This is a genomic window from Phaeobacter sp. G2, from assembly GCA_025163595.1.
Taxonomy (GTDB): domain Bacteria; phylum Pseudomonadota; class Alphaproteobacteria; order Rhodobacterales; family Rhodobacteraceae; genus Pseudophaeobacter.
In genome coordinates this window covers 1720554-1734554 of record CP104100.1, presented here as the reverse complement: position 1 = coordinate 1734554, position 14001 = coordinate 1720554, and the positions used below count along the sequence as shown (strand labels likewise).

Annotated in this window: 16 protein-coding genes and 1 tRNA gene; 4 read left to right on the top strand and 13 right to left on the bottom strand. The window is 60.3% G+C overall.

Going from position 1 to position 14001, the window contains the following annotated elements; genetic code table 11:
* Window positions 1-176: 176 nt before the first annotated feature.
* Together N1037_08230 and N1037_08225 are read right to left on the bottom strand one after the other, a co-directional pair.
* Window positions 177-253, bottom strand: a tRNA-His gene (locus N1037_08230).
* Between the two features lie 43 nt (window positions 254-296).
* Window positions 297-779, bottom strand: coding sequence for a GNAT family N-acetyltransferase (locus N1037_08225; GenBank protein ID UWS80985.1), 483 nt, complete (start codon window positions 777-779; stop codon window positions 297-299).
* Between the two features lie 88 nt (window positions 780-867).
* Between N1037_08225 and N1037_08220 the strand changes: the two genes are divergently transcribed.
* Complete coding sequence (locus tag N1037_08220; protein UWS80984.1) at window positions 868-1056, top strand: DUF6324 family protein; 189 nt, start codon at window positions 868-870, stop codon at window positions 1054-1056.
* A 20-nt stretch (window positions 1057-1076) separates the two neighbouring features.
* Here the strand turns inward: N1037_08220 and N1037_08215 are convergent, their stop codons facing one another.
* From N1037_08215 to N1037_08190, 6 genes are all read right to left on the bottom strand, one after another.
* Window positions 1077-1595, bottom strand: coding sequence for an MmcB family DNA repair protein (locus N1037_08215; GenBank protein UWS80983.1), 519 nt, complete (start codon window positions 1593-1595; stop codon window positions 1077-1079).
* Window positions 1596-2062: 467 nt separating this feature from the next.
* The gene (locus tag N1037_08210) at window positions 2063-2392 is read right to left on the bottom strand and encodes a hypothetical protein (protein UWS80982.1); all 330 of its coding nucleotides are present in this window, start codon (window positions 2390-2392) and stop codon (window positions 2063-2065) included.
* 203 nt (window positions 2393-2595) lie between these two features.
* Window positions 2596-3078, bottom strand: coding sequence for a transcription antitermination factor NusB (nusB, locus tag N1037_08205; GenBank protein ID UWS80981.1), 483 nt, complete (start codon window positions 3076-3078; stop codon window positions 2596-2598).
* A complete protein-coding gene (locus N1037_08200) occupies window positions 3075-3626 on the bottom strand; it encodes a 6,7-dimethyl-8-ribityllumazine synthase (protein ID UWS80980.1) in 552 nt (183 codons plus the stop codon). Before N1037_08200 ends, nusB begins: the two co-directional genes overlap by 4 nt.
* Before the next feature lies 1 nt (window position 3627).
* Complete coding sequence (ribB, locus tag N1037_08195; GenBank protein ID UWS80979.1) at window positions 3628-4749, bottom strand: 3,4-dihydroxy-2-butanone-4-phosphate synthase; 1122 nt, start codon at window positions 4747-4749, stop codon at window positions 3628-3630.
* 279 nt (window positions 4750-5028) lie between these two features.
* Window positions 5029-5616, bottom strand: coding sequence for a riboflavin synthase (locus tag N1037_08190; GenBank protein UWS80978.1), 588 nt, complete (start codon window positions 5614-5616; stop codon window positions 5029-5031).
* 321 nt (window positions 5617-5937) lie between these two features.
* Between N1037_08190 and N1037_08185 the strand changes: the two genes are divergently transcribed.
* From N1037_08185 to N1037_08175, 3 genes are all read left to right on the top strand, one after another.
* Window positions 5938-7230 carry a capsular biosynthesis protein gene (locus N1037_08185; protein ID UWS80977.1) on the top strand — a complete coding sequence of 431 codons (1293 nt, stop codon included), beginning with the start codon at window positions 5938-5940 and terminating at the stop codon, window positions 7228-7230.
* 95 nt (window positions 7231-7325) lie between these two features.
* Window positions 7326-8459, top strand: coding sequence for a polysaccharide biosynthesis/export family protein (locus N1037_08180; GenBank protein ID UWS80976.1), 1134 nt, complete (start codon window positions 7326-7328; stop codon window positions 8457-8459).
* 4 nt (window positions 8460-8463) lie between these two features.
* Complete coding sequence (locus N1037_08175; GenBank protein ID UWS80975.1) at window positions 8464-10500, top strand: capsular polysaccharide biosynthesis protein; 2037 nt, start codon at window positions 8464-8466, stop codon at window positions 10498-10500.
* A gap of 34 nt (window positions 10501-10534) precedes the next feature.
* On the opposite strand, the gene ribD is transcribed toward N1037_08175, so the two are convergent.
* The 5 genes from ribD to N1037_08150 all read right to left on the bottom strand — a co-directional run bounded on the left by ribD (window position 10535) and on the right by N1037_08150 (window position 13813).
* Window positions 10535-11608 carry a bifunctional diaminohydroxyphosphoribosylaminopyrimidine deaminase/5-amino-6-(5-phosphoribosylamino)uracil reductase RibD gene (gene ribD, locus N1037_08170; protein ID UWS81329.1) on the bottom strand — a complete coding sequence of 358 codons (1074 nt, stop codon included), beginning with the start codon at window positions 11606-11608 and terminating at the stop codon, window positions 10535-10537.
* Window positions 11609-11774: 166 nt separating this feature from the next.
* Window positions 11775-12242, bottom strand: coding sequence for a transcriptional regulator NrdR (gene nrdR, locus N1037_08165; protein ID UWS80974.1), 468 nt, complete (start codon window positions 12240-12242; stop codon window positions 11775-11777).
* A 120-nt stretch (window positions 12243-12362) separates the two neighbouring features.
* Complete coding sequence (locus N1037_08160) at window positions 12363-12782, bottom strand: secondary thiamine-phosphate synthase enzyme YjbQ (protein UWS80973.1); 420 nt, start codon at window positions 12780-12782, stop codon at window positions 12363-12365.
* Window positions 12783-12871: 89 nt separating this feature from the next.
* Complete coding sequence (locus N1037_08155; GenBank protein ID UWS80972.1) at window positions 12872-13315, bottom strand: hypothetical protein; 444 nt, start codon at window positions 13313-13315, stop codon at window positions 12872-12874.
* Window positions 13316-13402: 87 nt separating this feature from the next.
* Window positions 13403-13813: a hypothetical protein gene (locus N1037_08150; GenBank protein ID UWS80971.1), complete on the bottom strand. Its 411-nt coding sequence runs from the start codon at window positions 13811-13813 to the stop codon at window positions 13403-13405.
* Window positions 13814-14001 lie beyond the last annotated feature (188 nt).

Below are 14001 nucleotides of genomic sequence, written 5' to 3'. Positions count from 1 at the left end.
ACGCGGCTCAGCACTTGTAAGCGCAGACGACAAATCGCTACTCGAGACTGAGGTCAGAAAGCGCAAACAAGGTGGCGCGACTCAGGAACTCTGGATGAGTTGGATCATGATTTCAGAAAACACGTTCCAACAACTCTCCAACAATTTTTGCAAGATCTGGTAAGTTGTTGTGTTGGTGGTACCACCTCCCCGGCTCGAACGGGGGACCTCCTGATCCACAATCAGGCGCTCTAACCTACTGAGCTAAGGCGGCACTGCGGGCGATTTAGCCTAGAGAAAACCGAAGCGCAAGAGCTTTATAACACAACTTCCCAGCTTTGTTCGATCAAATCCTGCCCAAAGGAGTGAACCGGCTTGCTGTCAATCAGCTGCCAGCCAAACGCCGCATAAAGCGCGCAGGCGGCCTGGTGGCTTTCATGGGTCCAAAGCTGCATATCGCGGTATCCGGCACTGCGGGCAAACCACATGCATTGGTGCAGCAGTTCTTTTCCCAAACCCTGCCCGCGCGCCTCGGGGGTGAGTAGAAACAGCCGCAGTTTTGCGGTTGTTTCACTCTGGCGCACACAAAAGACCGACCCCAGGCGTTCCGCGCCGCGATGGGCAATCCAGCCTCTTTCGCACTGCGGGTCATGCGCTTCGCAAAAATTCTGTAAAATCTCGGCGACCAGCGGGCCAAAGCTGTCGTCGAATCCTTCATCGCGCGCGTAGAGATCCTGGTGGCGTGCTACCAGCCATTGACAATCTGACGGTTCGAATCGCCGTAATGTTGCTTTTGCCATAACCTATCAAAGCCCAGAGCAGCTTGCCTTTCAAGCCATCGCAGGCTAGCACCGGATACCGGCAATAGATCTGCGGCAGGAGTGCAAAATGGGTATCAATAGCGAACGCGACGTCGAAGCAAACATGCAAATCGGCCCCACCGATCAGGGCATGGTGCGTCTGTTCATCGAAGCCGAGGGTGTCGAAATTCCAATGGATTTTGATCCCGAGGAAGCCGAAGAAATCGCAGATGAGCTGCGCGCTGCAGCCCAGGCTGCCCGCCTCGTTGCAGGCTAAAACAGCCTCTTTCCCCGCCTTCAGCCGTCTTTGGTGGGGTCACTAAAAAACAAGCCATCCCGACCGGGGCGAGGGTCGCGCAGGGAGTGCAGGCGCCTGGCGGCATCCATAGCAAATTTCTGGATCAGCTTTTTGCGCCGGGCTGGCGCCAGTTTCACCTCTGGCGCCATGCGGACCACCTCGGCGTCGTAGTCATCTGCGATAATGATCCCGGTGCTCTCGGGCAGCAGATCCACCGGGAAATCCGTATCCACAGCCCAGAAATAGCGATCACACCAGTCCAGATAGCCCTGCCACTTGGTATCCGACTGAAAATCCGCCCGGCTGGATTTGCACTCAATCACCCAAAGCTCCCCCTTGGGGCCGAGCCCCAGCACATCCACCCGCAGCCCCCGCACCGGTACAAATTCTTCCAGCGCGGCAAAGCCAAGCGCGCGCAAATGGCGCGACACCCCACGGGCCAGCCGCTGTCCCGGCTGCAACCGCACAGGATGTGCATCATTGGAAAGGGTCTTATTGGTTTGAACAGTGGGCTTCATAGGCCTGAACGTGAACAATAAGGGAACAAAAGGCAAGCCTCAGCCGCTAAATCGCCTGGAAAACCGGATTGCAGCGGTTTGCCAGCTGAGCCCCTTGCTTTGGCCGCTACGGAGCACTACCTAGAAGCTGTGGCGGGTTCTGCCCCTTCAGTGCCGGAAGCATTCCAGTGGCCTTAAGCAATTCCACGGGAGCTGGCTCTGTGCGGACCCTGGTCCGTTTACCTGGCGCCCACCTGTACATACAGGTCCCCGGGAATCAAAACCGCACGTCTGCGGTGGTCCCGTCACATTTCCAGCCTCTCACAGACGATCTTTAAAGCCCCTGAAGCACAAAAGAAGACCGCGACCCACTCATCGTAGGGCGCGACACTCATAGGATGCGGCTTTTTCATTTGGCAAAGAACCGTGTGGCCTGCACCACCCTGGCCGCCTTATCAACAAGACCAGTGCCGGAGCGCTGAGCGGCCCTAACCGCGCTTGTTGAGCTGGCGTTTTTGTCCGGCGGGCGCTTCGGCTTTGACCCGGGCCGGTTCAAAAAAATGGGCAACAGGCGTGCCACCGCGTGGGCCATCGTCTTTTCTGGCCATTGCCATAATCACCCAGGCAAACTGCACCCCGGCAAAAACGATGCCATTCATAAACCACAGCAGAAACACCGCCAGCATCCCGTCACTGGATTGGCTGACCAGCCCCCAAAGGTTCATCACGTTGAACCAAAGCAACAGGGACACAAACCCGGCAGCGATGCCAAATCCGATGATAACATTTTTGATGTAGAGTTTTACCAGCTTGGGCATGACGACCTCATCTCTGTTACCGGCGAAGTGTAACACTCCGCAGTGCAAGGTCCAGCAATACCCGCACCAAACGTCGCTTCGGAGCCTGAAATAGTGTCGCACCCTGCGGGAGTTTTGCTAGGTGAGCCGCAATAAAAAAGCGCGCCACCAGGGCACGCTTTTCAAAATCGCGAATCGCTTCACCCCTCAAAGGGGGAGCGCGATCAAAAGACTTCCGGTTTTGCCTCGCGCGCCATATGGTCCAGCACCGCATTCACAAACTTGGGCTCTTTGCCTTCGGGAAAGAAGGCGCGGGCGATATCGACAAACTCGTTGATCACCACTTTGGGGGGCGTATTGGACTGGGTGAATTCAGCACCGGCAGCACGGAACAGCGCCCGCAGCGTCGGATCAATGCGAGCAATCGGCCATTTCGCCACCAGCGCCCGGTCTGTCATCTGGTCAATAGCGGCCTGAAAGTTCACGGCATCTTTCAACAGCTTGCGGAACAGGCCGGTATCGCCCTCGGCCATCTCTGCGTCGTCATAAACAGCGCCAAAGCGGTGGTTTTCAAATTCAGCAATCACCTTGTCAAAGCTCAGATCGCTGTGTTCCATCTGAAACAGCGCCTGCACCGCATAAAGCCGGGCGGCGGATTTCATCTGGGTCTTGCCATTGCCCTTAGGGGCGCTGTCCGAATGGGTCATGCTGTGCGGGGTCCGTTTCCTGTGCCAGCCAGCTGAATGGCTTCGGAAGGCGCCTTAAAGCCGACTCCCTTGGTCTGGGCGCCCCATTTACGCGTCAGTGCAATAAGATGCAAGGCCGCAGCAGCAGCGCCGCCGCCCTTGTTTTGATCTGCCGGATCTGCGCGCACTTCGGCCTGTTTGCGGTTCTCCACGGTAAGGATACCATTGCCAATGCACAGCCCCTGCAGGCCCAGCAGCTGGATTGCGCGGCTGCTGTCGTTGCAGACCGTGTCATAATGGGTGGTTTCGCCGCGAATAACACAGCCCAGCGCAACAAATCCGTCAAAGTTGGAGCTGCGGTCGGCAATGGCAATCGCGGTAGGGATCTCCAGCGCGCCGGGCACTTCGACCACCTCATAAGAACCGCCTGCAGCCTCGATCTCAGCCTTGGCACCGGCCAGCATATTGTCAGCGATATCCTTGTAGTAGGGCGACATCACGATGGCCAGCTTGACCGGTTTGTCAAAAACCGCGCGTGGCATGATGTAGTGCTGTTCCTGTCCGGCCATATCAGGACTCCTTTAGAATGGGGCGGGTGCCAACAATGGACAGCCCATAGGCATCGAGACCCAGATAGGTGGTGGCGGGGGAATCCGTCAACAGCTCCAGCTCATTCAGACCCAGCTCTGACAGGATCTGCGCCCCCAGTCCGGTCTGTTTGATGGTACGCGGGCCTTCGTCTTCGGGCGCATAAAGCGCATGGCGCGGCTCGCGGAACAGACAGACAACACCGCGTCCTTCTTCGGCGATCAGCTCCATCGCGCGGGGCAGTTCACGCACCGGCTTGGGGCCAAGTCCAAGGATGTCGGAGGCCTCGTGCAGGGCATGGGTGCGGGTCAGCACGGGGCCACCGGAGGTGAGATCCCCCTTGGTCAGCACCACATGTTCGACGCCGTGGGTCTGATCGGTGAAGATGCGCATGTTCCATTCGCCGCCGAACTCGGAGGTCACGGTACTGCTGCTGGTTTCCACCACCAAATTGTCGTTGCGTGAGCGATAGGTGATCAGGTCCGAGATGGTGCCGATCTTCAGCCCATGGGTTTTGGCATAATCCACCAGATCCGGCAGACGCGCCATGGTGCCGTCTTCGTTCATGATCTCGCAAATCACCGACGAGGGGTAATGCCCGGCAAGACGCGCCACATCGCAGCCGGCCTCAGTATGGCCTGCCCGCATCAACACGCCGCCGCGCCGCGCCCGCAGTGGAAACACATGTCCCGGCGTGGCGATATCTGCAGCGGTTTTTTCTGGGTCAATGGCCGTCGCCACGGTGAGCGCCCGGTCGGCGGCCGAGATACCAGTGGTCACGCCTTCGCGGGCTTCGATCGAGACAGTAAAGGCCGTCTCGTGGCGCGAAGAATTATGCATCGCCATCATTGGCAGGCCCAGTTCGTCAATGCGCTCGGCAGGCAGGGTCAGGCAGATCAATCCGCGGCCATGGGTGGCCATAAAGTTGATCGCCTCTGCGTCGGCAGCCTGCGCTGGGATCACCAGGTCGCCTTCGTTTTCGCGGTCCTCATGGTCCACCAGAATGAACATCCGGCCCGCGCGGGCCTCTTCGATGATGTCTTCAATCGGGCTGATCGCCGCGCGCAAACGGGCCTCGACCGGCCCCGGTGTTTCAAAGCTCATGCTGACAGCCTTTCGATACACATGCCCCAAGGGCCCATCGCCCGGCGGGTATATAGGGCGAAATAGCCCACCCTCGCGACAAAGGCCAGCCCCACCAGCGGCACAGCAAGGACTGGACGCGGCGTTTGCCCTCGCACAGCCCCGGAAATGCTATGAGGGTTGAGGGGCTCTGCCCCTCGGCCTGCGGCCTCACCCCGAGGTAATTCAGGTAAGATGAAAGGGGCAGCCCCCGCGTGGACGTGCTGGATGACAGCGCCAGTCAGACGCGGGGTCTGCCTGTCAGCCTGCTTCGTGCAGCCGCGCCACGTAGCGCGCCAGGGTGTCGATCTCAAGGTTGACCTGATCGCCCAGTTTTACATCCCCCCAGGTGGTGACCTCTTTGGTATGGGGGATGAAGTTGATACCAAAATCACAGCCCTGCACATCGTTCACCGTCAGCGACGTGCCGTTCAGGGCGACAGATCCTTTCGGGGCGATAAAACGCGCCAGCTCTTTGGGGGCGCGCAGGGTCACGCGGGTGCTGTCGCCCTCGTCGCGCAGCTCCACCACCTCGGCAACCCCGTCCACATGGCCTGAAACAATATGTCCGCCCAGCTCATCGCCGACCTTGAGAGCCCGTTCCAGGTTGACCCGTTTGCCGACGCCCCAGGCAGCTATATTTGTCTTTGACACGGTTTCGGCAGAGATCTGCACATCATACCAATCAGAGCCCAGTTCAATCACCGTGAGGCAGACCCCATCCGAGGCAATCGAAGCGCCCAGATCGATACCTGAAGTATCATAATGAGTGGCAATCCGCGCCCGCAGATCCCCCTGCTGATCCAGCTGGGCAATGGTTCCAATGTCAGTGACGATACCGGTGAACATCGTAAGGTCTCCTAGTGTTTGGCTACGGCGGGTTTGGCTACGGCGGGATTTCCTGGCGCAGAGGTAGCCTAAGCTGGTCCTGTTCTACAAGCCCTCCTCAACCTGCGGGCCGCCTTTACGACCCCCGGATTCAGATGGGCGGCAAGCCTTTCTGTCGCAGCCAAGCGGCAGAGATAGACGCTGGTCTCATCAGCTGTTTCGGAATACCCCTAAAGCGGCATAGCGCCCTTGTTGGCGATCCAGGCCATAGTTATGCCCCAGTCCGGTGCTATGAACCGAAGCGAGATTACCAGAACTTTAACCACCAAAGCCGCAATCCTGATGCAACACACCAGCGCTGTCCAACCCGTCTTTCTGTTCCTTCAGGGACCCCATGGGCCGTTCTTCAACGCCTTGGGGCGGATGTTGCGCACTGCAGGCTGCAGCGTTTGGCGCATCGGTTTCAACGCCGGCGATCAGGTCTTTTGGCGCGACAAGGCACAGTATCTGCCCTTTCGCGGCGCCCTTGCGGATTGGAAAGGTTTTTTTGAGCAAACCTGCCAGGACAAAAACGTCACCGATATTGTCCTGTATGGCGACACTCGGCCCATCCATGCGCAGGCGGTCGCAACGGCGCAGGCCCTGGGGTTGCGGGTGCATGTGTTTGAAGAGGGATATCTGCGCCCCTATTGGGTCACCTACGAACGGGATGGCTCCAATGGCAATTCACGGCTGATGCGGACAGATGTGACTGAGATGCAGGCTGCTTTGGAGCTCTCGGATATGGAAGCGCCGCTGCCACCCTCCCATTGGGGCGATATGCGGCAGCATGTATTCTACGGCGCGCTGTATCATTGGTTTGTCATGTTCTGGAACCGCAAGTACCGCAACTTTCAGCCCCATCGCGCGATCCCTGTTACCCGCGAGTTTCAGCTATACCTCAAACGCTTGCTGCTGATGCCCCTTCAGGCGCTGGAGCGTCGGCTCGCCACCTGGCGCATTCGCAACGGTGGCTTTCCCTATCACCTGGCGCTGTTGCAATTGGAACATGACAGCTCGTTTCAGATGCATTCCCCCTTTGACAGTATGTCCAGCTTTTTGGCCGAGGTAATTTCAGGATTTGCCGCGGGTGCCCCCCGCCACCACCATTTGGTGATCAAGGCTCATCCGCTGGAGGATGGCCGCAGCCCGATCCGTCGTGAATTGCGACGCCTTGCCCGTGAGCATGGTATTCTGGACCGCGTGCATTATGTGCGCGGCGGCAAACTGGCAGAGCTGCTGAATGAGGCCCGCACCGCCGTTACGGTAAATTCCACCGCCGGACAGCAGGTGCTGTGGCGCGGCATCCCGCTCAAGGTCTTTGGCGCTGCAGTCTACGACAAAGACGCCTTCACCTCGGCGCAGCCTCTGTCCCAGTTCTTTGCCGCACCAGCCCGCCCGGACAACCGCGCCTATAAGGACTACCGGCGCTACCTGCTGGAAACCTCGCAGGTTCCAGGCGGGTTTTATTCCCGTTCAGGGCGGCGCCAATTGCTGCGTCATGTAGTTGATATGATGCTGTCATCCCATGATCCCTATGATGCGCTGCGCCACGGCACAGCGGCTCCGCGGCAACAGTTATCGGTGGTCCACTGAGCGAAACCGCTCGCAAGACTGGATTTTATCCTCGAACCGCGCTAGCCTGACAAAAAAACTGAGGCAGAATAATAATAGGTCGAGGAGACCGAGCAGTGAAAAACGTCCCCCTCTCCTGGGTGCGGCCCGTGGCGATTCTCGCTGCATTGACGCTTGCGGCGTCTTGCGGCTTGCCTAAAGTTGGCCCCAACAAACGCCAGATCTTTGCCGGATCGGTGCAAAAGCAAGGCGACGCCTTTGTCGTCTCCGTCAATGATCGCGTCACCCGCGCCACCGCTGTGGTTCCGGCGCTTGGCTTTTCCAACGGTTTTATCAATGCCGGGCGCCTGACCTCGGATACCATTCGTCCCGGCGATGTCTTGGGGCTGACGATCTGGGAAAACGTCGATGATGGGCTGTTGGCTAATGAGGCCAGCAATGCCACCGCGCTCGAGGAAGTTCAGGTCGACAGCGCCGGCTATATCTTTGTGCCCTATGCCGGGCGCTTGCGCGCCTCTGGCAACACCCCAGAGCAGCTGCGCGAAGAAATCACCAAAAAGCTGGAAGATCAAACCCCAGATCCGCAGGTACAGGTGCGCCGTGTGGCCGGGGATGGCTCCACCGTCAGCCTGACGGGCGCCGTGGGCGGCCAGGGCGTCTATGCCATCGAGCGTCCGACCCGGACTCTGTCCACCATGCTGGCCCGGGCCGGCGGTGTGGCTATTGAGCCCGAAATTGCCCAGATCACCGTGATCCGGGGCGGCGAACAAGGCAAGATCTGGTTCCAGGATTTGTTTAACCACCCCGAGCTGGACATCGCCCTGCGCGGCGGCGACCGCATTCTGGTCGAAGCCGACAGCCGCTCCTTTACTGCCCTTGGGGCCACCAGTGCCCAGGCGCGGGTACCGTTTGAAAGCCAGGACCTGTCCGCGCTGGAGGCGATCGCACAGGTTGGCGGCCTGATTTCCACCACCTCTGATCCCACCGGGGTATTCATCTTCCGCAACGAACCGGCAGAGATTGCCAATCAGGTTCTGGGGCGCGACGATCTGGTTGGCGCCCAGCGGATGGTTTATGTATTGAACCTGACCCAGCCCAACGGATTGTTCATCGCCCGTGACTTTGTGGTGCGTGACGAAGACACGCTTTATGTCACCGAAGCGCCCTATGCACAGTGGACCAAGACAATTTCGCTGCTGGCCAGCCCGCTGACACCGCTCGCCAGTGTTGAGACGCTGTTTGGCGGCTGAGGATATGACCGGCACAACAGCCATATCAAAAGCCGGGGGCTCAGGCTCCCGGCTTTTTGTTTACAATGGGGGCTTTGTCACCCAATCACGGCTGCGCCGGATCCTTGGTCTGGCTGGGTATAATCTCCGTCTCGGGCTGCCGCAGCAAAACGATCTGGTGGGCATCTGGGGCAACTCTCCCACCGCCCATCGTGGCCGCGCTGTCGCCGCCAAATACGGCGCGGACCTGCTACATGTCGAAGACGCCTTTTTGCGCTCCATCCATCCCGGTCGCGCCTCAGGAGAGCCGCCCCTGGGGCTGCTTCTGGACCGCCGGGGCGCGCATTTCGACCCCGCGCAACCCTCTGATCTGGAAGAGCTGCTGGCAACCCATCCGCTGGATGACAGCAATATGATGCGCCGCGCCCGCAATGCCATTGGCCGCTTGCAGGACGCACATCTGAGCAAATACAACGCCTTCCTGCCCAGTGCGCCGCTGCCGGATCCCGGCTATGTGCTGGTGGTGGACCAGCTGCGCGGCGACGCCTCTGTCACCGCCTCCAAAGCCGACCGCGCCCGGTTTTGCGAGATGCTGGTCTTTGCCCAGCAGGAACACCCCGGCGCCCGCATTCTGATCAAGACCCACCCGGAAACCCGCGCCGGCCACCGGCCTGGGCATTTCACCGACAAAGACGCGCAGGGCCGGGTCGAGATGTTCAGCGATGCGGTCTCTCCCTGGGGGCTGCTGGAAGGGGCCATTGCGGTCTATACCGTGTCTTCGCAGCTGGGGTTTGAGGCCATTCTGGCCGGTCACAAGCCGCGCGTCTTTGGCCAGCCCTTCTATGCCGGCTGGGGCTTGACCGAAGACGAAGACCCGGTGGCGCGGCGACAGCGTAAACTCACCCGCCCACAGTTGTTTTCGGCGGCGATGTTTCTCTATCCCACCTGGTATGACCCCTACACTGACCGCCTGTGCGAGCTGGAGCGGGTCATTGACACCCTGGAAGCCGGCATCCGCGCCTGGCGTCAGGATCGGGCCGGCTGGGTGGCCTCTGGCATGCGGTTGTGGAAACGCAAACCGCTGCAGGGGTTCTTTGGTCAGACCCGGAAGTTGAAATTCACCGAAGATCCAGAAGAGGCCCACAAGAGTGGGCGCAATTGGATGGTCTGGGCCAGCAAGGCCGGGGCCAAGACCCATGCAGGCGCCACCCGCGTCGAAGACGGGTTCCTGCGCTCCCGCGGATTGGGCGCCGATCTGGTGCCGCCGATGTCGCTGGTGCTGGACCGCCAGGGCATCTACTACGACCCCCGGCAGCCGTCGGATCTGGATGATCTGATCACCCAGCGCGCTGATCTCGGCCCCGCCGAGGCCCTGCGTGTGGAGGCGCTGATTCAGCAGCTGATCCGCCACAGCCTGTCGAAATACAACCTCTCGGGCGAGCCCCCCGCTCTCCCCGAGGGCCATCGCATCCTGGTCCCCGGGCAGGTCGAGGACGACGCCTCGATCAAAGCCGGATGTGGGCGGATCAAGAGCAATCTGGCCTTGCTGCGCGCCACCCGCAAAGCCAACCCAAAGGCGGTGATCATCTACAAACCCCACCCGGACGTCGAAGCCGGGCTACGCCCTGGCAGCCTGCCAGAAACCGGGGTTCCAGAGAACCTGGCGGATGTCGTCGCCAGCAACTGTGATCCCATGGCGCTGCTGGATGAGGTCCAGGAGGTCTGGACCATGACCTCGCTTTTAGGGTTTGAGGCGCTGTTACGCGGTGCCAAGGTGACCACGCTGGGCCTGCCCTTTTATGCCGGATGGGGGCTCACCACCGACAAACGCACCGCACCGCCTTGGCGCTCGGCGCGGCCGGATCTGCTGGGCCTGGCCCATGCGGTGCTGATTGACTACCCGCGCTATTATGACCCGATCACCCAGCGCCCCTGCCCGCCCGAAGTGGTGGTGGAGCGGTTGATTTCGGGGCAACTGCCACGGCCCAGCCTGCGCAACCGCAGCCTGTCAAAGCTGCAGGGGCTCTTTGCCACCTACGCGCCGCTGTGGCGACGGGGCTAGCGCAGATCTAAGACGAGGCCGAGACCGGCAGGCTTTAGCTCGCCCGGCGCCAGCGGTGCATCACATCCGCGCCCACCGGGCTGGTTTCCATAAGGCTGAACCGGTTGGCAGCCTCCAGATTATGCAGCCCCAAGGCCCCGATCGACGGCAGTCCCTCAGCGCCAATGCCCAGACCAGCGGTAAAGCCGATTAGCTCATCCACCAGATCAAAGGCCAGAAGCGACGCCGCCAGCGCAGAGCCACCTTCGCAGAACACCCGCGTCAGCCCGGCATGTCCCAGCTGCTGCAGGATATCATGGGGATCCAGCTGCACACCGCGACTGGCACAGGGCAACAGGCGCGCGCCCAGACCCTCCCAGGCCCGTTTGCGTTCTATATCAGCTCCCTGACCATGGCACAGCCACAGCGGCACCTCAGCAGCGGAGGTGGCCAACTGACTGATCAGCGGGAGGTCCAGGTGGCGGGAGATCACCACCCGCACCGGCTGATGTTCGATGCCAAGGTCGCGCACCGTCAACGAGGGATCATCCGCCCGCGCCGTGCCCGCCCCCACCATGACCGCATCATGGCGCGCCCGCATCGCGTGCACCGCGCGGCGCGCCTCTGGTCCGGTGATCCATTTGCTTTGGCCAGATCCGGTGGCAATCCGGCCATCAAAACTGCTGGCCATCTTGAGCGTCACCAGTGGGCGGCCCTGTTCTGTTTTATAGAAAAATCCGGCGTGATCGCGCGCGGCCTCTTCTGCCAGCATCCCAACCTGAACCTCGACACCTGCCTGGCGCAGCATTTCGAAGCCCTGCCCCGAGACCCGTGGATCGCTGTCGCCAACAGCAGCCACCATCCGGGCAATTCCGGCATCAATCAGCGCTTGGGCACAGGGTGGTGTATCGCCGTGATGGGAGCAGGGCTCCAGGGTGACATAAGCAGTGGCGCCGCGGGCCTGATCGCCCGCCTGGGTCAGCGCCATGACCTCCGCATGGGGACGCCCGCCGGGTTGGGTCCAGCCCCGGCCAACAATGCGCCCCTCGCGCACCAGAACACAGCCAACCGCAGGGTTGGGCCAGCAATTGCCCTGGCCACGCCGCCCCAGCGACAGCGCCAGAGCCATAAATCGAGTATCCGTTTGGGTCACGTCTCGCCACCTATCTGTTGTCGTGCACGCGCCCGGATCAGGCCGATGCCAATCCGGGCGCAAAACAGGTCTTTCAGTCTAGTCTCGTTTCATTCCCAAACCACCGCAACCCCTTGATCAGAGCAGAGCGGCCAAAGACAGGTTACTCTTCCTTGGGGGTGTGGGGGCGCAGTTCGTGGACAAAGTCCTCAAAATCATCTGCCGCCTGGAAGTTCTTGTAGACACTGGCAAAGCGCACATAGGCCACGGTGTCGATCCGGGCCAGCGCCTCCATCACGATCTCGCCGATCTTGCTGGAGGAGATATCCGTCTCCCCCATGCTTTCCAGCCGTCGCACAATACCCGAAATCATCTGATCAATACGTTCGGGATCGATGGGGCGCTTTTGCATCGAAATGCGAATCGAGCGTTCCAGCTTGTCGCGATCAAAATCCTCGCGCTTGCCGTTGGTTTTCACCACCACCAGGTCGCGCAGCTGCACCCGCTCATAGGTGGTGAAACGGCCACCACATGCGGGGCAAAACCGACGTCGACGGATTGAAACGTGATCCTCGGCGGGGCGTGAATCCTTCACCTGAGTATCGATATTCCCGCAAAACGGACAGCGCATCTGCGGATCCCCTTTTCCTAACACGAGCCATTTGTGCTAAAACCTGCACAGTTATCCACAACTATAGGCCAGCCGCTAGGAATTGGGTAGTGGGGAAATTCAACCGCTAGATCAAGCGGCTCAGCCGCTGATATGGGCCAGGATTTGACGCCTGTGCGGTGCGTCACGATGTTCAAACAGATAGATCCCCTGCCAGGTTCCCAGGGCCAGGGCGCCACCAGAAATGGGGATCGACAGGCTAACCGGGAGCAAAGCTGCCTTGATATGCGCCGGCATGTCATCCGGCCCCTCGTAGGTGTGACGCAGATAGGCCATCGCAGGATCGGTCGAGGGCGGAACCAGGCGCGAAAAGAAGGCCTGCAGGTCGTCCTGCACCTCTGGGTCGGCATTTTCCTGTATCAACAGCGAACAAGAGGTGTGGCGCACAAACAGGGTAAGCAGCCCCTGCGCACACCCCACCTCTGCCAGCCAGCCCCGCACCTCGCGCGTGACCTCATAAAGTCCCGGCCCATGGGTGGCGATTTGAAACTGTTTCTGCATCGGGAAGGCTCCGCTCTAGGCCGCAGGATTTTTCACAAGCCCCTGGTGGGGCGAGGCTGGTCTTGGCCATCCAGCCCCCACCTGAGCCGTCAGTTGAAAGGAAAGCGCGGATCATCAAAGCGATCGTAACAATAATTACGCGCTGTCGCCGCGTTCAGATTATCACCTCGGATCTTCACGCTTAGCGAGTAGCCTGTGCTGGTATCGCTGCCCGGTGGCGGTGTCAGCGCAAACTGTACCGATTTACGGCCGGGACGATTAACCGAGGGGCCGATTTCCTGCCAGATGTAGATCCGCTGCGTCGCCTGTGTGCGCAATTGGCGAATGGCAAAATCACCGATGCCACACCAATAGTCCTGCGCGCCGGAGCCAACTCTGTTGACCACCTCCCAGACACCCTCTGATACCGGCAGTACCTCGTGGCGGTTCCAGGCGCGCCAGGCCTGAGCGCTCAACGGGAGGCAGACCAGACCGGCCAGAAGCCCCGCCATCAGGCCTGTTTTGATCCCGTTTGTGCTGAACGTCCGCTGCATTACAAAAAGTCGCCTTGTGACTGGGGCCGCATTCGCCCTGCAGGGAGGATCATATCAGATGCAGGCCCGCTCGACAAAGGGAGCCACTCAAAACCCAACAGGCAATTGGTTACACAGATTGAAGGCATTGCGAACCCGCATGTTATCCCCACGGCGCAGCGCGTTGACGTTGGAATAAATGCCCTTCTCCGGGGAGCCCGCCAGCCTGGGCTGCAGGGTGAACTGTACCGCAGAGCGCCGGTTTGTGGTTTCGCTCGCCCCGCGAGACCTGGAAATGTAAATCTGCGCCTCCCAGGGCGCCTTGAGCGCGCGCTGCGCATAATCGCCGGCCGCACACCAGTAATTCCGCCCCAAGCCACCGGGCGAGGGGATCACTTCAAAAACAGCATCAGAGACAGGATTCACCCGGCTCCCATCGCGGGCCGTGAACGCATTGGCCCCCGAAACTGCCACCCCCATGAAGGCGAGGGTAATAGCTGCGCAAGAGAGATTTTTCATGTCACACCCCTTCGTTTCCAGTAGCGGGCCCATATGCGTCATATCCCGCCCATCTGGCACATAGTTCATGCACCTAGAAGGATAGAGGAAGAGGTCCGAGATGGCCAATCACGTCGATGTGCGACACAGATCTGCTGGTCGGTTGTGGGTCGCCCCACCCCGAATTGCAGCCCGTGATACTGCTGCTG